A 20,882-nucleotide genomic window follows, 5' to 3' on the forward strand; every position below is an offset into this window, starting at 1 on the left:
AGTCATGGGCACCCGTGTGTCGTGATGCAAATGCCGCCCGCTTCCCTGGTTCGACCCGTCAGCTGCCACGCCGTGATTCCGAGCGCCGGCGCCGGATCGCGCCTGCCCGGCGACGCGCCCAAGCAGTACCGGCGGCTGCTGGGCGAGGCCGTGGTGCAGCACACGGTACGGGCGTTTCTGCAGACGCCGCGCATCGCCTCGGTGTCGGTGGTGGTGCAGGAGGGCGACGCCTGGGCGGCCGACAGCCTGCAGGCCGATGCGCGGCTGCAACGGGTGCCGCGCGGCGGCGCCACCCGGGCGCACAGCGTGCTCGGCGGCCTGGAGGCTCTGCTCGCTTCCGGCGCCGACGTGAGCGACTGGGCGCTGGTGCACGACGCCGCACGCTGCTGCATCACGCCCGAGCTGATCGACCGCCTGATCGACGCCTGCCTGCCCGATGACGTCGGTGGACTTCTGGCGCTGCCCCTGCCCGACACGCTCAAGGCCGCCGACGCGCAGGGCCGCGTGGCGCGCACCGAGCCGCGCGAGGGGCGCTGGCTGGCGCAGACGCCGCAGATGTTTCGCATCGGCGCGCTGCGCTGCGCGCTGCAGACGGCGCTTGCTGATCACGTTGCGCTGACTGACGAAGCCAGCGCGATGGAGCGGCAGGGCGCGCACCCTCTGCTGGTCACTGGCGCGTCGTGGAATTTCAAGATCACCTATCCCCAGGACCTCGAGCTCGCGCAGGCCTTGCTCGCCGCACGAACAGGAGCAAGCCCATGACGCAAATCCGCATAGGCGAGGGCTACGACGTCCACGCCCTCGTTCCCGGCCGCAAGCTCATCATCGGCGGCGTGACGATTCCATACCACCTCGGCCTGCTCGGCCATTCCGACGCCGACGTGCTGCTGCACGCCATCACCGACGCCTTGCTGGGCGCGGCCGGGCTGGGCGACATCGGCCAGCATTTCCCCGATACCGATGCGCGCTTCAAGGGCGCCGATTCGGGCGAACTGCTGCAGCAGGCGCGGCAAAGCGTGCAGGCGCGGGGCTGGAGCCTCGTCAATGTGGATTGCACCGTGATGGCCCAGGCGCCCAAGCTGGCGCCCCATCGCGACGCCATTCGCCAGCGCATCGCCACGCTGCTGGCGGTGGAGCTTGAGCAGGTCAATGTCAAAGGCAAGACCACCGAACGTCTGGGTTTTGTCGGCCGCGGCGAGGGCATCGCCGCCAGTGCGGTCTGCCTGTTGCAGCGCGATTGAACTCAGATTTTCCATCGGACGGCCCTTCGGGCCTACTCGATCCCTGGCGGCCGCTTGCGGCATCTTGCTCCCCCTCCCAGCCTCCCCCACGTCGTGGGGGAGGAGAAAACTGCGCTGCGCGTGATCTGCGTAAGCCCTCCCAGCCTCCCCCACATCGTGGGGGAGGAGTAAACAGCGCTGCGCGTGATCTGCGTAAGCCCCTCCCGACCTCACCCACGCTGTGGGGGAGGCGTGTTGGCTCCCTCTCCACTTGTGGGGAGGGTTGGGGTGGGGAGCCGTTTCAAACCGCAACGTGGCGGATCAATCATGGAAAATCTGGGTTGAACCCGGAGCCGACCATGACGCCACACCGCTTCCTGCGCTTGTTTTTTCTTCTGCTCGGCCTGTTGGGCGCGACCCCGCTGTGGGCCGCCCAGACCGAGGTGAACACCGGCCTGCCGCAGGTGCGCCTGCAGATGGGCCGTCACGCCCTGACGGCCGAGGTGGCGGCCACGGCCGAGCAGCAGCAGACCGGCCTGATGAACCGCCGCAGCCTGGCGGCGAATCACGGCATGGTCTTCGTCTTCGCCCAGACCCAGCCGGTCTGCATGTGGATGAAGAACACCCTCATCCCCCTGTCGGTCGCCTTCATCACGGCGCAGGGCCGCATCGTCAACATCGCCGACATGCAGCCCCAGACCGAAGACGTGCATTGCGCGCAGACCGAGGTGCGCTACGCACTGGAGGCGCCGCTGCACTGGTTCGCGCAGCGCGGCGTCCGGCCGGGCATGAGTGTGCTGGGCCTGTCGGCCGCGGGCCGCTGACCGGCGCTTTCCGGCCGATCCCCGGGCGACACAACTGGTGACATCTCCGTGCGGCGCGCATGTCGCCGGAGCGGGGGGACTTTCGTTGATTCGACATGGCTGCCATGGCTGTGTTCCCTGTCGAAACTCAAAGAAAGTCCATCATGCACGCTCCCCTTCGTCCCACCATGCTCGCGCTGCTCTCCGTCAGCGCCGTGCTCACCGCTCCGCTGAACCGTCAGGAAGACGCCATCAGCCGGGAGATCGCGCAATGAAGGCCCTGAAACAAGCGGCCCGTTCGCGCCGCCTTCCTTTGGCAACTCTGGCGATTGCGGCCAGTCTCCTGCTCGGCGGCTGTTATGTGGCCCCGATCGCACCGGCCCGCGTCTCGGGCGCGGTCGTGGTACGGCCGGAGGGCGGTGGCTGCTGGCACCAAGGCTGGCGCGGGCCGTACGGTGAATGGCACCCGGGACATCGGGGCGTGTGCTGAGAAGGTGTGAACCCATCCGCTTTGGGCGCGCTTCTCGGTCACGCCGGATTCATTCGCACCTTCTGATCCCTCGCACGACTTCCGACCCCAACGACCATGATCTCCGCCCTGTCTTCACCCCGCAATCCTTCGCGCCGTCGCTGGCTCGGCAGGCTCGCCGCCCTCGGCTTCGGGACGGCCGTGCTGGACGCTCCCGCCATGGCCCAGATGGCCGCATCGCCGGATGTTGCCGCCCTGGCGCCCGCAGGAAGGCTGGACGCCGCGGCTCAGGCCGATCCCGTGGCCTTTCTCGATCGCGTGGGCTGGGGCGCCAGCGCCGGTCAGCTGCAGGCGTTGGCGCGCTTGGGGGCCACGGCTTATTTGCACGAGCTCTTGCAGCCCTCTGCAGATCCGGCCCTGCCGCCGGACTGGGCGGCGCAGCTCGCCGCGCTGCCGGTGAACCAGCCGCTGGAAACGCTGATCCCGCCCATCGTTCGTGAGGAGCGGGCGATCCGCCAGGCCCGCAAGGACGACCCGCAGGCCGACGCGGCCGACGCCGAGGCCCGGCTCAAGGCGATCAACCGCTTCAAGTACGACCTGGCCCAGCAGGCGGCGGCGCAGCAGGTGGTGCTGGGCCTGTATGCGCAGAACGGGCTGCAGCAGCGTCTGAGCTGGTTCTGGCTGAATCACTTCAACGTGTTTCGCAGCGGCAATATCGGCCCGATGATGGGCGATTACACGCAGCGCGTCATCGCGCCGCACGCGCTGGGCCGGTTCCGCGATCTGTTGCGCGCCACGATGTTTTCGCCGCAGATGCTGCTTTATCTGAACAACGCGCAGAACGCCCGTGGCCACGTGAACGAAAACTATGCGCGCGAGGTGATGGAGCTGCACACCCTGGGCGTGGGCAGCGGCTACACCCAGGCGGATGTGACCAACCTGGCGCGCGCGCTCACCGGCCTGGGGGTGGATCTGCTGGACAAGCCGGTGCGGGTGCGCCCGGCGCTGCGCGCCGATCTGTGGCGGCAGGGGCTGGTGGTGTTCAACCCCGCACGGCACGACGCCGATCCCAAGACCGTGCTCGGCCACACCCTGCAGGGACGCGGCCTGGACGAAATCGACGAGGTCATCGCGCTGCTGGCCGATCACCCCGCCACGGCGCGGCACATCAGCACGCAACTGGCGCAGTATTTCGTCGCCGATGCTCCGCCGCCCGCGCTCGTCGAGAGCATGACGCAGCGCTGGCGCGCCACGGGCGGCCAGATCGCCGAGGTGCTGCGGGCGATGTTCACCAGCCCGGCGTTCATCGCCAGCCTGCGCCAGCCCCAGTTCAAAGACCCGACGCGCTATGTGCTGTCGGCGCTGCGCGCCAGCCTGGGAGACGAGCCGATCCGCAACCCGCAGCCGGTGCTGGGCATGCTGGCCCGCCTGGGCGAGCCGCTGTTCGGGCGCCAGACCCCTGATGGCTATCCGCTGGACGCCGGCGCCTGGGACGGCTCGGGCCAGCTCACCGCGCGCTTCGAAGTGGCGCGGCAGATCGGAGGCGGCGCGTCCGCGCTGTTCGCCCCGCCGCCAGACTTCATGCGCCAGAGCGCCCCGCCCGCCACGGCGGACATGGCCCAGACCATGGACGCGCCGCTGGCCGACCACGCCAGGGCCAAACCGCCGCACCGCCCGCCGCCCGATCTGGCGCGCAGCGCGGTCTATCTGGCGCAACAAAACCAGCTCAGCACCGCCACCCTGCGGGCGCTGGCGCAGGCCGACAACCGCCTGAGCTGGAACACGCTGTGGCTGTCGTCACCGGAATTCATGAACGCCTGAAGGAGCTTGCCATGCAACGCCGCCATTTCCTGCAAACCGCCGCTGCCGCCACGCTGTCCACGCCCATGAGCCGCCTCTGGGCGGCGCCCGCGGCGCAGGGGCAGCCCAAATTCATCCTGGTGTTTTTGCGCGGCGCCTACGACGCCACCAATCTGCTCGTGCCCCACGCCAACAGCTTCTACTACGAGTCGCGTCCGCATATCGCCGTGCCCCGGCCGGGCGAGGGCGCCGATGCGGCCATTGCGCTGAACGCCGACTGGGCGCTGCATCCCGCGCTGCGCGAGTCCATGCTGCCGCTGTGGCAGGCCGGGCAACTGGCCTTCGTGCCCTTCGCCGGCACGCGCGACATGACCCGCAGTCACTTCGAAACCCAGGACCACATCGAGCTCGGCCAGGGACCGCAGACCCGCGACTTCAACGACGGTTTTCTCAACCGCCTGGTGCAGCAGATCGGCGGCCGCGCGCAGCCCATGGCCTTCACCGCGCAGCTTCCGCTCTCGCTGCGCGGCACGCACCGCGTGCCCAACCTCGCCATCGCCCAGGCCGGACATACCGGCATCGACGATCGCCAGCGGGCGCTGATCGAAAGCATGTGGAGCCATTCGGCGCAAGGCGCCGCCGTGCGCGAAGGCTTCGCCGTGCATCAGACCGTGGCGCAGGACATGCAGGCCTCGGGCTGGCAGGCCGAGATGGTCGCCGCCAGCCGCGGCGCGGTGGCGCCCAAGGGCTTCGTCGCCGAGGCCGTGCGCATCGGCGGACTCATGCGCGACAGCTTCAACGTCGGCTTCATCGACGTGGGTGGCTGGGACACCCATGTGAACGAAGCCACCGACAACGGCGCCCGCGGCCAACTCGCCGACAAGCTGGCCGCACTCGGCCAGGGGCTGGCAGGGCTGGCGCAGGCCATGGGCCCCGCCTGGCATCACACCACCGTGGTCGTGCTCAGCGAGTTCGGCCGCACCTTCCGCGAAAACGGCAACCGCGGCACCGACCACGGCCACGGCACCGTGTATTGGGTGCTGGGCGGCGCGGTGCGGGGCGGGCGCATCGCCGGCGAACAGATCGTGCAGTCGCCCTCCACCCTCAACCAGAACCGCGACGATCCGGTGCTGACCGAAGACCGCGACCTGCTCGGCGGCCTGTTCCAGCGGCTGTGGGGCTTGCGGCCTTCGCAGATCGAGGCGGTCTTTCCGGGTAGCCGACCGGTTGATCTGCAGTTGGTGTGAGGGCGGGCTGCGGGCCCAAAAAAAGCCCGCAGTTGCGGGCTTTTTCTGGGGAGAGAGCGATCAGCCGAAGTTCTTTTCGGCAAAGTCCCAGTTGGCCAGCTTGTCGAGGAAGGTGGTGACAAAGTCGGGGCGGCGGTTGCGGAAATCGACGTAGTAGGCGTGTTCCCACACGTCCACGGTGAGCAGGGCCTTGTCGGCGCTGGTCAGCGGGGTGGCGGCATTGCCGGTGTTGACGATGTCCACGCTGCCGTCGGCCTTCTTGACCAGCCAGGTCCAGCCTGAGCCGAAGTTGCCCACGGCCGACTTGTGGAAGGCTTCCTTGAAGGCGGCGAAGCTGCCCCACTTGGCGTTGATGGCCGTGGCCAGGGCGCCTTTGGGCTCGCCGCCGCCGTTGGGCTTGAGGCAGTTCCAGAAGAAGGTGTGGTTCCAAACCTGGGCGCTGTTGTTGAACACGCCGCCGCTGGATTTCTTGATGATGTCTTCCAGGGCCATGGCTTCGAATTCGGTGCCCTTGATCAGGTTGTTCAGGTTGTTCACATAGGCCTGATGGTGCTTGCCGTGGTGGTACTCCAGGGTCTCGCGCGACATGTGCGGGGCCAGCGCATCGGGCGCGAAGGGCAGGGGGGGCAGTTCGTGTTGCATGGGCTTCTCCTTGATTGAGTGGCTAGGGCAGGGTGGTGAATCTCTGTATTCTAGGAACAGCGGTACGGGCCTGCTCAGGTCGGCGGGATGTCCGTACCGAGGGGATGGGGCTGGGCGTCGATGCGGGCGATGTCCAGGCGCAACGCGCGCTGGGCGTCGGCCAGTAGCAGCGGCGCTCGCGGGTCGAGTTGGGAGAGGTCGCGCAGCACGCGGCCGCTGCCGTCCATGCCCAGCAGATAGCCGCGTGCCAGGGTGGCGCGCGGGCTGAGCAGCTGCAGGTGTTGTGCGGCGCGGTCGAGCCGCCGGGCGGCGTCGGCGAGCTGGCGCGACAGGGTGTCGGGCAGGACGCGTTCCCAGCGGTCCAGGCGCTCGCGCTCCTGCGGCAGCCGCTGGCGCAGGGCGCGGGCCAAGCCCTGTTGCAGGAGTTGCAGCCGCTGGGTGTGCAGGCGGGGCAGGCCGCGCAAACCCTGCTGCAGGCGCCACTGAAGCTGGGCGAGGCGGCGCTGCGGCGCGGCGAGGAGCGCGGCAGACTGCGGCCAACGCAGCGCGAGACGGTCGCAGCGCTGCTGCTCGCGTTGCAGCTGGCGCCGCATGGCGCTGCCCAGGCGGTGCGCGGCATGGTTCAGGGCGTCGGCCAGCGTGGCCTGGGCGGGCACGGCGAGTTCTGCCGCGGCGGTAGGGGTCGGCGCTCTGAGGTCTGCGGCGAAATCGGCCAGGGTGAAGTCGGTCTCGTGGCCCACGCCGCTGACGAGCGGCAAGGCGCAGGCGGCGATGGCGCGGACCAGGGCCTCGTCGTTGAAGGCCCAGAGATCGTCCAGGCTGCCGCCGCCGCGCACCAGAAGAATGACATCGACGTCCTGCCGCGTCTGCGCGTGCTGCAGGGCGGCCCGCAGCTCGGCCGGGGCGGCCGTGCCCTGCACGCTGGCGGGATAGACCACCACGCGCACCTGGGGGCTGCGCCGCCTGAGCGTGGTGAGCACGTCGCGCAGGGCGGCGGCTTGCAGCGACGTGATCACGCCAACGGCGCGCGGCATGACCGGCATGGGCCGCTTGCGCCCCGCGTCGAACAGGCCCTCGCCCTGCAGTTTGGCCTTGAGGCGCAGAAAGGCTTCGAGCAGCGCGCCTTCACCATCGGGCTGCACGCTCTCGACGATGAGCTGGAGGTCGCCGCGGGGTTCGTAGATCGCCACCGTGGCCCGCAGACGCACGCTCAGTCCGTCGCGCAGGGCGATGGCGGCGTGCCCCGCCCGCTGGCGGAACCAGACGCAGCGCAGTTGTGCCGCACCGTCCTTGAGGTTGAAGTACTGGTGTCCGCTCGCGGCACGGACCAGACCCGACACCTCGCCCCGCACGGTGAGGCTGTTGAAGCGGGCGTTGAGCGCGTCGGAGAAGGCCTGGGCAAGCGCCGAAACCGTCCACACTCGTGGGCCCTCTGTGGTCCGATTCAAGGCTGTTTTCCTTGGCGGGCGCCAGCGTGGCGCAAGGAAATATGCACACTTTGCGTGCCGATACAGGCAGCGCCCGGGCGTGTCGGAAAAGGCCGAATCCACATGGTAAGTTGTTGAAAAACAATCATAAAATGTTGATTAAAAAAGCGTCACATTAAGCCGGAGGCTTGATTTTGCGCGATTTGGCCACGCCGTTCAGCGGTTTCCCACAGAGTTGTCCACAGAAAGATGGGATAACTTCTGCCGTCCGTGACGGGCGGGCGCCGCGGCAAGGGGGCTGGCCGGGGGCTGGCCGATTGTCCGCGACTTTGGCCACCCGGCATAATGCGCCACGGAATGTGCCCCCAGGCCTGCCGCGTTCGCATCGGGCCGCCGAGGGGATGAGAAAACCCGGGGCGGCCCAGCGTTTTCTCTTGAGGCTGGACGCGCCGTGTTTGAGGCGGGGAAGGCGAGCATCCGACAATCGATTCTGCAACGCAAAGACAAGCAAAGGACGCATCACATGTTGCACATGGTGGAAGCCGCGGGTTGGCCGATCTGGCCCTTGATTCTGTGCTCGATCGTCGCGTTGGCGGTGATTTTTGAACGGCTGGCCAGTCTGCGTCGTGCCCGCATCCTGCCGGCCAAGCTTCTGGACGAGGCGCTCAATGTCTCGGCCAAGCAGTTGCCCGCGCCTGACGTGATCGACAAGCTCGAACGCAATTCGCCGCTCGGCGCCGTGCTGGCCAGCGGCTTCCGCTCGGTGGCGCGTCCGCATGCCAGCGCGGTGGGGCTGCAGGAAGATCTGGAGAATGCCGGGCGGCATCAGGTCTATCGTCTGCAAAAGTACCTGAATGCGCTGGCCACCGTGGCTTCTGCCGCGCCTCTGCTCGGCCTGCTGGGCACGGTCGTGGGCATGATCGAGATCTTTGGCTCGCAGAGCACGGCCGGTACCGACCCGACGGTGCTGGCGCACGGCATTTCGGTGGCGCTCTACAACACCGCGCTGGGCCTGATCGTGGCGGTGCCTTCGCTGATTTTCTACCGCTATTTCCGCAGCCGCGTGGACGACTACACGGTCGAGCTGGAGCAGGCGGCCCGGCGTCTGGCCACGCATCTGCAAAGCTACCTGCCGCGCCGCTGACTTGGTTGCGCCCACCCCTCTGCGCCGTCTGCCATGAATTTCAAACGCCAGACCACGGAAGACCCCGAGGTCAACCTCATTCCCCTGATCGATGTGCTGCTGGTCATCCTGATCTTTCTGATGATCAGCACGACCTATTCGAAATTCACCGAACTGAAGATCACCCTGCCCACGGCCGATGCCGAGAAGCTGCAGAACCATCCGCAGGAAATCATCGTCGCGGTGAGCAGCGGCGGCGAGTATGCGGTGAACAAGCAGGTTCTGCCGGGCCGCACGGTCAGCGCGCTGACGCAGTCGCTGCTCGACGCCGCCAAGGGCAAGTCCGACACCATGGTGGTCATCAGCGCCGATGCCCAGGCGACCCAGCAGTCGGTGGTGAACGTGATGGAGGCCGCGCGGGCTGCCGGCTTGAGCCGCCTGACCTTCGCCACGCAGAGAAGCCCAGGCTCCTGATGGCGCCATCCACCGCGCCCAGCGGCTGGCCCGCCTGGTGGTTGCGCCGCAGTCTGCTGAGCTGGATGCTTTGGCCGTTGTCGCTGCTGTTCGCCGGGCTGACGGCGCTGCGCCGCGGGCTCTATCGTCTCGGCCTGTTGCGGCAGCAGTCGGCAGGCGTGCCGGTTGTCGTCGTGGGCAACCTCACGGTGGGCGGCGCCGGCAAGACGCCCTTGATCGTGGCGCTCGCCCAGGGCTTGCAGCAGGCGGGATGGCGGCCGGGCATCGTCTCGCGGGGCTATGGGCGACGCGCTGCGGAGGGCGACGCCCCGATCCGGGTGGATGCGCAAAGCGATCCCGCGAGATGCGGTGATGAGCCCGTGCTGCTTGCCCGACTGACCCGCTGCCCGGTTGTGGTCGGACGGCGGCGGGCGCAGGCTGCGCTGGAGCTGCGGGCCGCCTGTCCCGACGTCGATGTGATTCTGAGCGACGACGGCCTGCAGCACCTGGCCCTGGCGCGCGATGTCGAACTGGTGGTGGTCGATCAGCGCCGCTGGGGCAACGGCTTGTTGCTGCCGGCAGGTCCGCTGCGTGAATCGCCGGCAAGGCGGCGCGATGCCACGCTGGGCCCCGAGACCGTGTTGCGGCAGATCGACGGCGGCGGTGCGCGCTTCGCGCTGGTGCGCAGCCTGGGCGACATCACCCATCTGACCAGCGGCCTGTCGCTGAGTCCCTCGCAATTCGCCCGGCGATTCGGCGGCCAACCGCTGGGCGCCGTGGCCGGGATCGGTCATCCGGCCCAGTTCTTCGCCATGCTCCACTCCTTGGGCCTGTCGGTGCAGACTCGGGCGCTGGGCGATCATCAACCGCTGGCGACAGACGCCCTTGAAGGATTTCCGCCTGATTGTCCGGTGCTGCTGACGGAGAAGGACGCCATAAAATCCGGGCCTCTGCCGCCTGCTTTGCGCGAGCGCCTCTGGGTTGTCGGCCTGCGGCTGCAATCGCCTCCCGATCTTCTGCCCTGGCTGCAACAACAATTGGAGAAAGCCCGTGGACTCCCGACTGCTTGATTTACTCGTCTGCCCGATCTGCAAGGGGCCGCTTCAGTTTGAGGCCGCCGCGCAGGAACTGATCTGCCCGCGCGACAAGCTGGCCTATCCGGTGCGCGACGACATTCCCCTGATGCTGGTCGATCTCGCCCGCGACATGACCCTGCCCGCCGATCCCGGACCGGCGCCCGCGGTGCCTGCCGAGCCAGCGGCTTGAGTGCGACCATGGATCGGGACGCGGCATTCTGGGTGCTCATTCCGGCCCGGCTGGCCTCCACCCGCCTGCCCAACAAACCTCTGGCGGATCTCGGAGGGGCGCCCATGGTGGTGCGGGTGGCGCAACGCGTGGCGCAAAGCGGCGCCCGGGACGTGGTGGTGGCCTGTGACAGTCCCGAGATCGCCCGCGCGTGTGCGGCCCATGGCGTGCGCGCCGTCCTGACGCGGGTCGATCACGCCAGCGGAACCGACCGTCTGGCCGAAGCCGCCGGGCTGCTGGAGCTGCCCGAAGAGGCCATCGTGGTCAACGTCCAGGGCGACGAACCCTTGATCGAACCGGCGCTGCCCGCCGCCTGCGCGGCCTTGCTGCAGCGGCATCCGTCGATCCCGATGGCCACCTGCGCGCACCCGATCACCGACGAGGGCGAGATCTTCAACCCGAATGTGGTGAAGGTCGTGACCGATGCGCAGGGCAGGGCGCTCTATTTCTCCCGCGCGCCGATTCCCTGGCAGCGCGACGCCTATGCCACGGACGCGGGGCCCAGCGGCAGCGGCTGGACGCTGCAGACCTCGCCCCCGCCGCACCCGGTCCTGCGCCACATCGGGCTGTACGCCTATCGCCACCGTTTTCTGCGCGACTATGCCGCGATGGCCGAGGCGCCGCTGGAGCAGGCCGAAGCCCTGGAGCAGTTGCGCGCGCTTTGGCACGGTCACGCCATTGCGGTGCATGTGACCCAGGACGCGCCGGGTCCGGGCGTCGACACGCCGGCCGACCTCGAACGCGTGCGGGGTCTTTGGCCGCGCTGAACGCGGGCCGCCAGTCAGCGCCGCAGCAGATCGGTCTGCTATTCTGAAATGTGCATTTTTACGATTGAGAGACCTTCATGCGATTGATTCTTTTGGGTGCGCCGGGCGCGGGCAAAGGCACGCAAGCCGCCTTCATCACCGAGCGCCTGGGCATTCCCCAGATTTCCACCGGAGACATGCTGCGCGCCGCGGTGAAGGCTGGCACGCCTTTGGGTCAACAGGCGCAGAAAATCATGGAGGCCGGCGCCCTCGTGCCCGACGAGATCATGCTGGGCGTGGTGGGGGAGCGCCTGTCCGCACCCGACTGCGCCCAGGGTTTTCTGCTCGACGGCTTTCCGCGCACCATCGCGCAGGCCGAGGGCCTGGCCAAGGCCGGTGTGGCCATCGATGTGGTGCTTGAGTTCGATGTGCCGGACGCCGACATCATTCAACGCCTGAGCGGTCGGCGGGTGCATCCGGCTTCGGGCCGGACCTATCACCTGGCCTTCAACCCGCCCAAGACCCCCGGCATCGACGACCTCACTGGCGAATCCCTGGTGCAGCGCGCCGACGATCAGGAGGACACGGTGCGCAAACGCCTGGAGGTCTATCACGCTCAGACGCTGCCGCTGGTGAAGTTTTACGCCGAACGCCAGGCGCAGCCCGGCGCACCGCGTCTGGTCACGATTTCCGGCGTCGGTCCCGTCGCCGAAGTGCAGCAACGCATCTTTGCCGCCTTGCAGGCCTGAGCGCACGGGAGCGAGCATGCAACTCTCCGGTCATAGCGCGATCATCAGCGGCGGCGCATCGGGATTGGGCCGGGCCACCGCCGCCCTGCTGGTTTCGCGCGGCATGCGGGTGCTCATCGCCGATCTGCAGGAAGAGGCTGGCCGTGCGACCGCGGCGGAGATCGGCTGCCAGTTCATGCCTTGTGACGTGACCCAGGCGAAGGATGTGGAGGCCGCGGTGCAGGCCGCGGGCACTCTGGGTCCGCTGCGGGTGGCGGTGAGCTGCGCCGGCATTGCGCCCGCCGCGCGGACGCTGGGCAAGCAAGGCCCCCATGCCCTGGAACTGTTCGAGCGCGTGATCAACATCAATCTGGTCGGCAGCTTCAACCTGGCCCGTCTTGCCGCTGCGGCGATGGCGCAGCAGGCCCCGCTGGAAGATGGCGAACGCGGCGTGATCGTCAACACCGCATCGGTGGCGGCGTTCGACGGACAGATCGGCCAGGTGGCTTATGCCGCGTCCAAGGCCGGCATTGCCGGCATGACCCTGCCACTGGCGCGCGACCTGTCTCGCGACGGCATCCGCGTCATGACCATCGCGCCCGGCATTTTCGAGACGCCGATGCTCATGGGCATGCCCGCCGAGGTGCAGTCGGCGCTGGGTCAGATGGTGCCGTTTCCGCAGCGGCTGGGCCGTCCAGACGAATATGCGGCCCTGGTCGAATCCATCCTCACCAACCGCATGCTCAATGGCGAAGTCATCCGGCTCGACGGCGCCATCCGCATGCAGCCCAAGTAGGCTTTCCGCTCCAGGCGTTTCGCGGTCGACACCCCCGCGATGACCGATCCATGCAGCAACGCATTCCGCCCGGCTTCATTCAGGACCTGCTCGCCCGTGCCGACATCGTCGAGGTCGTGGGCCAGCAGGTCGAGCTGAAAAAGACCGGCAGCAATTACAAGGGCCTGTGTCCCTTTCATGGCGAGAAAACGCCCTCGTTCACGGTCAGTGCGAGCAAGCAGTTCTATCACTGCTTCGGCTGCGGCGCGCATGGCACGGCCATTGGCTTCCTGATGGAGCACGCGGGCATGGGCTTCGTCGATGCCGTCAAGGATCTTGCAGGACGGTACGGCATGACCGTGCCCGAACCCGATCTCGATCCGCAGCAACTCCGCCAGGTCCAGCAGCAGCGCAGCCTGCATGCGGCGCTGGTGGAGGTCTTGCAGACGGCCGATGCGTTCTATCAGCACCGCCTGCGCCACAGCGACCGGGCCAAGAACTACCTCATCGCACGCGGCCTGCAAGGCCAGATCGCCAAGAGGTTCGGGCTGGGGTATGCCCCGGACGACTGGCAGCCTCTGGCCGGCGCGTTCGCGAACTACCAGGCGGACGCCCTCGTGCAGTCCGGTCTGGTGGTGGCGCGCGACGCCGCGGGCGACACGCTTGATCCGCAGGCCGAATCGTTTGCAGCGGCGCAGCGCCGCTATGACAGGCTGCGGGATCGCATCACCTTTCCGATTCGCAATCTGCGAGGTGAGGTCATCGGCTTCGGCGGGCGCATCATCGACCAGGGCGAACCCAAATACCTCAATTCGCCAGAGACCGCGGTGTTCCACAAGGGCGAGGAGCTCTACGGCCTGTTCGAAGCCCGAAGCGCCATTTCGCGCGCGGGTTATGCGCTGGTCGTCGAAGGCTATATGGACGTCGTGGCCTTGGCGCAGTTCGGTGTGGAGCATGCCGTGGCCACGCTGGGCACCGCCTGTACGCCGCAGCAGTTGCAAAAGCTGTTCCGCCACACGGGTCAGGTGGTGTTCAGCTTCGACGGCGATGCGGCAGGCCGCCGCGCGGCGAGACGGGCGATGGAACAGGCGCTGCCCCTGCTCAGCGACACCCGGGTGGTGAAATTCCTGTTCCTGCCCGTCGAGCACGACCCTGACTCTTACGTTCGGGAGAAGGGCGCCGAAGCGTTCGAGCGGGAGATCGCTCGGGCGCAACCCTTGTCCGAATTCCTCTTCTCCAGCCTTTTCGACGGCGTGGCGATGGCCACGGCCGAAGGGCGCGCACAGGCCATCCATGAGGCGGCACCGCTGTTTTCCCAGATCACCGCGCCGGCCTTGCTGGGACAGTTGATTGCCGATTTCGCTCGCCAGCTTGCGATGCCGGCCGCTGAATTGCGGGAGGTGTTGCGGCTGTCGGCGCCGGTGCGCAAACCGGCGCCCCCATCGGAGTCGTTTGGCGTGCAGACGGGTGCCTCGGCCCGACGAGGGCGCGGTGGCCGGGAGTCGCTACGCGCCTTTGCCGCAGTGCCGAAAGATCCGCTGCGGCAATTGCTTCCCTTGCTGCTCGCGCAGCCCGCGCTCTGGTGGGACATCAGTCCCGCCCAACATGGGCTGCTTTCACACGAGCCCGGACCGCTGCAGCCGCTGGCGCTGGCGCTTGAATCCATCCTGGAAGATCAGCCGGGCCTGTCCGCCGCGGCGCTGTGGGAGGAACTGCGTGCTGCCGGGCATTCGCCCGAGGAGGTTCTGGCCGAATCGCCGGACCCCTTGGAATTGGACGAGGCGGTGGCCAGGCAGGATCTCCTGGCCATCCTGCTGCGGCTGGAGCGCTCGGCGCTGCTGCGCCGCCAGGACGCACTGGTGGCCGAGGGTTTGGTGGCCGATGCCGACCGTACCGAATACCGCAGTCTTGCGCTTCGCCTCAAGGAAATCGACCAGGCGCAGCGCGGTTGACGCGCAGCCCTGGCCAGCAGACAATGCTCGGTTTTTTGTAAAATCCGAATTTTGACGCGAGCACAGCGCGTTCGGCCCATGCGTCACGGCCTTGACGAGCCCCCGAATGGAATAGACCGAACGGGACAGCCCGAACGCCACAGCCCAAAAGGTATGGCCATAGGTATGGTCAGAGACGCGGCACTGAACCGCCTGGCGCGCGTGAAGTCTGATGGTGTGGCGTTGAAATCTTGGTTGCGTAAAGACCCTATCGTTCAAAGACGGCGCGGTGGGTGGCCATGCGCCGGCCCGCTTAAGACTTGCGATGGTCGCCGCATACCGAGTCCGGCCCTCGCTCTTTGAATTTTGGCGATTCACCCTACATACTGCTAGCTATCCCCCTTCTATATTTCCTTCCGAATGATCGGTCGGTTGAGGTCCACCATGACAAAAGCATCATCCAAGACGCAGACTCCCACGCAGCGGGGCGCTTCCCGCAAGGAGCTTGCCGAAGCGAGTCCCGTGGCGGAAGCCCCGCGCGGCAAGGCTCGCCGTGCGGCGGCAGAAGACGCGGTTGCCATGGAGATCAAGGCGACCAAGGCAGCGAGCAAGCGTGTGGCTCAGTCCACGGTGAGCGCCGAGGCCGCGCCGGTGACCAGCCCTGCACCTAGAAGAGGTCGTCCGCCCAAGGCGGGCGCCGTGGCAGCGGAAACAGAGCAGCCTGCATCGCGTCGGGGCCGCAAGAGCAAGGTCGAGGCGGCCGACGACCTGGCCGATGACCTGAACGAAGAAGTCGAAGCCGGCGAGGTCGATGTCGAGATCGCCGAAGTCGAGGTGGTGGAAGAGGTTGTCGCCGCACCCGCGCCGGTGCCCAAGACGCGCAAGGCGTCGCGTGCCCGCGAGAAACAGCTGCTCAAGGAGTTCGGCTATGACGACTCCAACATCACCGACGAGGAATTGGGGCGTCGGCGCGCGCGGCTGAAGAGCCTGATCAAGATGGGCAAGACCCGCGGGTTCCTGACCTACGGGGAAATCAACGATCACATTCCCGACAATCTGGCTGATCCCGAGTTGATGGAGACCATTGTTTCCATGCTCAACGACGTGGGTATCGCGGTGTACGAGACCACGCCGGACGCCCAGACCCTGCTGCTCAATCAGCACGGCCCGACCGCGTCGAGCGAAGAGGAGGCGGAGGAAGAAGCCGAAGCGGCGCTGTCCAACGTCGATTCCGAGTTCGGCCGCACTACCGACCCCGTGCGCATGTATATGCGCGAAATGGGCACGGTCGAGCTGCTCACGCGCGAAGGCGAAATCGTCATCGCCAAGCGCATCGAAGACGGTTTGCGCCAGATGATGCTGGCCATTTCCGCCTCGCCGTCGACGGTGGCCGAAATTCTGGCCATGGCGGCGCGCATTCATCATGGCGAACTGCCGGTGGACGAAGTGGTGGACGGCATGGTGTCGGACGACGAATCCGACGACTACGTGGCCGAAGAAGACGTCGACTATTCGCTCGACGAGAGCGGCGAAGAAGACGAGGACGGCGGCGCGGGCGCCACCTCCATGAAGCTCGAGGAACTCAAGGGCAAGGCCCTGGAGGCCTTTGCCGATGTGCACGACGCCTTCATGAAAATGCGCCGCGCCTACGACAAGGACGGCTACCGTTCAGCCAGCTACCTGAAGGCGCAGGAGGCCATTTCCGCGGCGTTGATGGAAGTGCGCTTCACTGCGCGGACCGTCGAGAAGCTCTGCAATCTGCTGCGTGCGCAGGTGGACGAGGTGCGCCGCTACGAGCGCGAGATCCGGCGCTATGCGGTCGATCGCTGCGGCATGCCGCAGGATGAGTTCATCAAGTCCTTCCCCGGCCATCAGCTCGATCTGAAGTGGGTGGACAAGCATGTGGCCTCGAGCAAGCCGTACGCGGTCATCCTCGGCCGCAATGTGCCGGCCATCAAGGAGCTGCAGCAAAAGCTCATCGACATCCAGACCCGGGTGGTGGTGCCGCTCGACGACCTGAAGGAAATCAATACCCAGATGAGTCTGGGCGAGCAGGCCGCGCGTGAAGCCAAGCGCGAAATGATCGAGGCCAACCTCCGTCTGGTCATCTCCATCGCGAAGAAGTACACCAATCGCGGCCTGCAGTTCCTCGACCTGATCCAGGAAGGCAATGTGGGGCTGATGAAGGCGGTGGACAAGTTCGAATACCGCCGGGGCTACAAATTCTCGACCTACGCGACCTGGTGGATCCGTCAGGCCATTACCCGCTCGATTGCCGATCAGGCGCGCACCATCCGTATCCCGGTGCACATGATCGAGACCATCAACAAGGTCAACCGCATCTCGCGTCAACATCTGCAGGAGACGGGTACCGAGCCCGACGCCGCCGTACTGGCCGAGAAGATGGAAATGCCCGAGGACAAGGTGCGCAAGATCCTCAAGATCGCGCGCGAGCCGATCTCCATGGAAACGCCCATCGGCGACGACGACGATTCGCACCTGGGCGATTTCATCGAAGACTCGGGCACCCTGGCGCCGACCGAGGCGGCCATGCAGGCCGGCCTGCGCGACGTGGTCAAGGAGATTCTCGATTCGCTCACGCCACGCGAAGCCAAGGTGCTGCGCATGCGCTTCGGCATCGAGATGGCCAACGACCACACGCTGGAAGAAGTGGGCAAGCAGTTCGACGTCACCCGCGAGCGCATCCGCCAGATCGAAGCGAAGGCGTTGCGCAAACTCAAACATCCCACCCGCTCCGACAAGCTGCGAAGCTTCCTCGATACGCTGTGAGCGCCCGAGCCTTGCTGGCTCGTTTGTCGGACAGACAGCCAGCAAGCGCACACGTTAGACTTGCAGCATGACCAACGCGCGCAAAACGGCACTTCGTACCATCGTGTTCGCCGATGTGGTGGGGAGCACCGCATTGTTTCAATCCCTGGGCAACACCGAAGCGACGGGGCTGGTCACGCAGGTGGTGTCGAACATGGCGCGCAGCTTCAAGGCGGCGGGCGGCGATGTGGTGAAAACCCTGGGGGATGGCATTCTGGCCACCTTCGAGCACAACACCCCTGCGCTCAATGCCTGTATCGACATTCAGCGTACCTGCTCCACGTCGGGTGCGGTCGATGCCAGCGGCGCCCGTCAGAAACTACCTCTGAAAATCGGCATTGCCCGCGGCATGGTGGTCCTGGCGCCGGGCGACTGCTTTGGCGATCCGGTCAATGCGGCTTCCCGGCTGTCCGACTCGGCGGGTACGGGGCAGATTCTCATCGGCGACGCGGTGATGGAGGCGCTGCCGCTCGAATTGCTGGCTCGCCTGCGCAGTCTCGGCGCGATCTTTCTTCGGGGTTACGACGTGCCGGTTCCGGTGCACCAGGTCGATTGGGAGGCCTCCGTCGACATGGGACAGACCATGCCGCAAGTGCCTTCTCGCATCGACTACAGCAGTCAACTGCTCAACCTCGCCTGGCTCGATGACTCGGTCGACTATGCCGCCGACCAGATGCCCATCGTGATCGGGCGAACGAATGGGGCCGATTTTCTCGTCAACGATCTGCGGGTGTCGCGCCAGCATGCCCGTATCGACTGGCGCGGCAGCTATTTCATGCTGACCGACCTCAGCAGCAATGGCACCTGGGTGCGCTACACCGGCAACGACACCACGCTGGCGCTGCGACGCAACGAATGTGTGCTGCACGGCCAGGGCGAGATCACGCTCGGTGCCAAGCCGTCCGACCCGACCGCGCCCACGGTGATGTTCCAGATCCATCCGCACTGAACCCGGTTCATTGCCTTTCCTCCTCATGTCCCTGTCCGATCCCACTGGCTACCAGCACGGCACGACCCCGCAAACAGCCATACTTCTGGTCAACTTGGGCACACCCGATGCCCCCACCGCGCCGGCCTTGCGGCGCTACCTCGGTGAATTCCTCAGCGACCCCCGGGTGGTGGAGATTCCCAAGCCTGTCTGGTGGCTCATTCTCAACGGCATCATTCTGCCGATCCGGTCCGCCAAATCCGCCGCGAAGTACGCCTCGGTCTGGACGGATCGGGGTTCGCCCCTGCAGACCGGCACGGCCGATCTCACGCAGGCGGTGGCAGCCGAAATGGCGCGGGCCGGTCATCATGTCCAGGTGCGCTATGCCATGCGCTATGGCAATCCGTCAGTGGCCAGCGTGCTCGACGATCTGGCCCGACAGAATGTGACCCGCATTCTCTTGGTGCCGCTTTATCCGCAGTACTGCGCGGCCACCACGGCCTCGACGATGGATGCGGTGTCGGCCTGGATGCGGCGCCGTCGCCGTGTTCCCGAGTTGCGGGTGCTCAATCACTTTCACGATGTGCCGGCCTATATCGACGCGCTGGCCAGCAAGATCGAGACGCAATGGCAGCAGCAGGGCCGACCGGACAAACTCGTGATGAGCTTTCACGGCATGCCGGCGCGCACGCTCAAGTTGGGCGATCCGTATCACTGCGAATGCCACAAGACGGGTCGGCTGCTGGCCGCTCGCCTGGGGCTGGAGCCGTCGGAATACGAAGTTACCTTCCAGTCGCGTTTCGGCAAGCAGGAATGGCTGCAGCCCTACACCGAACCCACTTTGCGCAAACTGGCGCGGGACGGGGTGGCGCGGGTGGACGTGGTCTGCCCGGGATTCACGGTCGATTGCCTGGAAACGCTGGAAGAGATCGCCATGGAGGGCAAGCAGGCCTTTCTGTCGAGCGGCGGACAGGTCTTTCACTACATCGACTGCCTGAATGCCGACGCTCATTGGGCGCAGGGTTTCAGCAAGCTGCTGGCATCGCATCTGCAAGGCTGGGATACGACGGTGCCGATCGATCCGAGCGCGTTGGCATCGACCCGTGCGCTGGCCCAAGCCATGGGTGCCGACTCGCTCGGCGGAAACTCAGAGGGATGAATCGGGCGCCGAGCGGCGTGCATCGCGCCGGAACTGCACCAGCAGTCCAATACCCAGTCCGATCACCCCGACCCCCAAGAGATAGAGCACCAGTTCTGCCAAGGACATTGTTTCTCTCCTGCTTGCGCCGTGCCTGCGGCACCTCGGCGATACGGATTGAGTGCACGATGCGCGCCGACAGTTCCGTGAAAGTGGCCATGACGGCGCCAGGGCGGATTCTTAATAGTCCTCGTCTGCGCTGGTGAGATACCACTGGGCTTGGCGCAAGGTCTCGGCGCTGGCTTCGGGCATGGTGCACATCACATTGCGCGCATCGCGGGCGACCATGCCCAGACGCTGCAGCGCCTCGACCATGTCCACCGGGCCGAGGAACTCGAACGACACGCTGGTGCGGCCGTCGGCGTAGGCATCGCGGAACAGCCTGTCGAAGAGCAGATCCAGGCTGTTGGGATGATCGGGGTGGCACAGCAGATCGCGGACATGCAGAACCTTGCCGACGACTTCGCAGACGGCGTAGGCCACGAGTCCCTCGCTTCGGGCGCTGAGGGCCAGAAAGCGGAATTTCCGCCAGGGCTTCTGCTCGAAGCGCCAGGCCAGATAACGGCGATCGCGCACGCCGATCAATAGCGCCGGGTCATTTTGCGCGGACCAAAGGGCATCGAACCGGGCATCGGGTTGGTCCAGCCATTGGGCTAGGTAGCCTCGGAAATCATGGGCATACCGGGTACGGCGCAAGGCATGGCGCCACCAGTCTGCCGCGTGGCCGAGGATGCGGCGGATCGGATGCGGAATCTGCGTCGGCAGGTAGTTGGCACTGCGCAGCACCCGGACGTGGCGCACCATGCTCCCCGCGACCCGATAGCCCAGGCGCTTGACCACCGGCTCGGATTTCGGATTGGGAAAGCCGTAGATCAGGCCTAGCTGTGGCAGGAAACGGTCGCGCAGCGTGGTCTGCAGCAGCATGGCCGGATACAGGGTGCGGTGCTCTGCCACCACCCCGAAATCGGCCAGAAGGCCCGCTGCGACGGGCTGGCCGGCCAGGCGCATCTGCCGGGTGCCCAGGCCGATGACACCGATCGCCACGCCGTCCTCCGCCGGTGTACGGGCCAGCAGCACCTGAGGCGGGCCTGCGGGGTTGCGCAGGTAGAACCAGTCGTACTTGTCTTCGCGCCGCCCGGGATGGCCGAGATTGCTGACCCAGAGCGACACGATGGTCGCGCGGTCGCTCTGCAGATCGGCAGGCAGCGCGGCGTAGCTGGACGGAGCGGCGGTCATGGAAGCGCGCGGGGAAGGGGGG

General features: G+C 66.7%; 19 protein-coding genes. 16 read left to right on the forward strand and 3 right to left on the reverse strand.

Going from position 1 to position 20,882, the window contains the following annotated elements:
• Positions 1–24: 24 nt before the first annotated feature.
• The 5 genes from ispD to BVH73_RS13900 all read left to right on the forward strand — a co-directional run bounded on the left by ispD (position 25) and on the right by BVH73_RS13900 (position 5,539).
• The gene (gene ispD, locus BVH73_RS13880) at positions 25–762 is read left to right on the forward strand and encodes a 2-C-methyl-D-erythritol 4-phosphate cytidylyltransferase (RefSeq protein ID WP_079420665.1); all 738 of its coding nucleotides are present in this window, start codon (positions 25–27) and stop codon (positions 760–762) included.
• Positions 759–1,241, forward strand: coding sequence for a 2-C-methyl-D-erythritol 2,4-cyclodiphosphate synthase (gene ispF / locus BVH73_RS13885; RefSeq protein ID WP_079419614.1), 483 nt, complete (start codon positions 759–761; stop codon positions 1,239–1,241). Before ispD ends, ispF begins: the two co-directional genes overlap by 4 nt.
• A 338-nt stretch (positions 1,242–1,579) precedes the next feature.
• Complete coding sequence (locus BVH73_RS13890) at positions 1,580–2,044, forward strand: DUF192 domain-containing protein (protein ID WP_079419616.1); 465 nt, start codon at positions 1,580–1,582, stop codon at positions 2,042–2,044.
• 565 nt (positions 2,045–2,609) lie between these two features.
• Positions 2,610–4,313 carry a DUF1800 domain-containing protein gene (locus BVH73_RS13895; RefSeq protein WP_154048501.1) on the forward strand — a complete coding sequence of 568 codons (1,704 nt, stop codon included), beginning with the start codon at positions 2,610–2,612 and terminating at the stop codon, positions 4,311–4,313.
• Positions 4,314–4,324: 11 nt separating this feature from the next.
• Positions 4,325–5,539 (forward strand): DUF1501 domain-containing protein, encoded by a 1,215-nt coding sequence (locus BVH73_RS13900; RefSeq protein WP_079419618.1) that lies wholly within the window; start codon positions 4,325–4,327, stop codon positions 5,537–5,539.
• 60 nt (positions 5,540–5,599) lie between these two features.
• Here BVH73_RS13900 and BVH73_RS13905 read toward each other — a convergent pair whose 3' ends face one another.
• Both BVH73_RS13905 and xseA read right to left on the reverse strand, forming a co-directional pair.
• Positions 5,600–6,181: a superoxide dismutase gene (locus BVH73_RS13905; protein ID WP_079419620.1), complete on the reverse strand. Its 582-nt coding sequence runs from the start codon at positions 6,179–6,181 to the stop codon at positions 5,600–5,602.
• Between the two features lie 74 nt (positions 6,182–6,255).
• Positions 6,256–7,629, reverse strand: a complete 1,374-nt coding sequence (gene xseA, locus BVH73_RS13910; RefSeq protein ID WP_245800351.1) for an exodeoxyribonuclease VII large subunit — start codon at positions 7,627–7,629, stop codon at positions 6,256–6,258.
• Positions 7,630–8,131: 502 nt separating this feature from the next.
• Between xseA and BVH73_RS13915 the strand changes: the two genes are divergently transcribed.
• From BVH73_RS13915 to hemH, 11 genes are all read left to right on the forward strand, one after another.
• On the forward strand, positions 8,132–8,752 hold the full coding sequence (locus BVH73_RS13915) for a MotA/TolQ/ExbB proton channel family protein (RefSeq protein ID WP_079419624.1): 621 nt from the start codon (positions 8,132–8,134) through the stop codon (positions 8,750–8,752).
• A gap of 33 nt (positions 8,753–8,785) precedes the next feature.
• Positions 8,786–9,205, forward strand: coding sequence for an ExbD/TolR family protein (locus BVH73_RS13920; RefSeq protein WP_079419626.1), 420 nt, complete (start codon positions 8,786–8,788; stop codon positions 9,203–9,205).
• A complete protein-coding gene (gene lpxK, locus BVH73_RS13925) occupies positions 9,205–10,254 on the forward strand; it encodes a tetraacyldisaccharide 4'-kinase (RefSeq protein WP_079419628.1) in 1,050 nt (349 codons plus the stop codon). The genes BVH73_RS13920 and lpxK overlap by 1 nt, the downstream gene beginning before the upstream one ends.
• On the forward strand, positions 10,235–10,450 hold the full coding sequence (locus BVH73_RS13930; RefSeq protein WP_079419630.1) for a Trm112 family protein: 216 nt from the start codon (positions 10,235–10,237) through the stop codon (positions 10,448–10,450). The genes lpxK and BVH73_RS13930 overlap by 20 nt, the downstream gene beginning before the upstream one ends.
• A gap of 8 nt (positions 10,451–10,458) precedes the next feature.
• Positions 10,459–11,256, forward strand: a complete 798-nt coding sequence (gene kdsB, locus BVH73_RS13935; protein ID WP_079419632.1) for a 3-deoxy-manno-octulosonate cytidylyltransferase — start codon at positions 10,459–10,461, stop codon at positions 11,254–11,256.
• Between the two features lie 77 nt (positions 11,257–11,333).
• Positions 11,334–11,984, forward strand: coding sequence for an adenylate kinase (gene adk, locus BVH73_RS13940; RefSeq protein WP_079419634.1), 651 nt, complete (start codon positions 11,334–11,336; stop codon positions 11,982–11,984).
• A gap of 16 nt (positions 11,985–12,000) precedes the next feature.
• Complete coding sequence (locus BVH73_RS13945; RefSeq protein WP_079419636.1) at positions 12,001–12,759, forward strand: 3-hydroxyacyl-CoA dehydrogenase; 759 nt, start codon at positions 12,001–12,003, stop codon at positions 12,757–12,759.
• Positions 12,760–12,809: 50 nt separating this feature from the next.
• On the forward strand, positions 12,810–14,690 hold the full coding sequence (dnaG, locus tag BVH73_RS13950) for a DNA primase (protein WP_079419638.1): 1,881 nt from the start codon (positions 12,810–12,812) through the stop codon (positions 14,688–14,690).
• Between the two features lie 423 nt (positions 14,691–15,113).
• A complete protein-coding gene (gene rpoD, locus BVH73_RS13955; RefSeq protein ID WP_079419640.1) occupies positions 15,114–17,459 on the forward strand; it encodes an RNA polymerase sigma factor RpoD in 2,346 nt (781 codons plus the stop codon).
• A 67-nt stretch (positions 17,460–17,526) separates the two neighbouring features.
• Positions 17,527–18,447, forward strand: a complete 921-nt coding sequence (locus tag BVH73_RS13960) for an adenylate/guanylate cyclase domain-containing protein (protein WP_079419642.1) — start codon at positions 17,527–17,529, stop codon at positions 18,445–18,447.
• 25 nt (positions 18,448–18,472) lie between these two features.
• The gene (gene hemH / locus BVH73_RS13965) at positions 18,473–19,585 is read left to right on the forward strand and encodes a ferrochelatase (RefSeq protein ID WP_079419644.1); all 1,113 of its coding nucleotides are present in this window, start codon (positions 18,473–18,475) and stop codon (positions 19,583–19,585) included.
• Between the two features lie 219 nt (positions 19,586–19,804).
• Here the strand turns inward: hemH and BVH73_RS13970 are convergent, their stop codons facing one another.
• Complete coding sequence (locus BVH73_RS13970; protein WP_079419646.1) at positions 19,805–20,860, reverse strand: GNAT family N-acetyltransferase; 1,056 nt, start codon at positions 20,858–20,860, stop codon at positions 19,805–19,807.
• Between the last annotated feature and the right edge of the window lie 22 nt (positions 20,861–20,882).

The sequence above is a fragment of the Thiomonas intermedia genome (assembly GCF_002028405.1).
Taxonomy (GTDB): Bacteria; Pseudomonadota; Gammaproteobacteria; order Burkholderiales; family Burkholderiaceae_C; genus Thiomonas; species Thiomonas intermedia.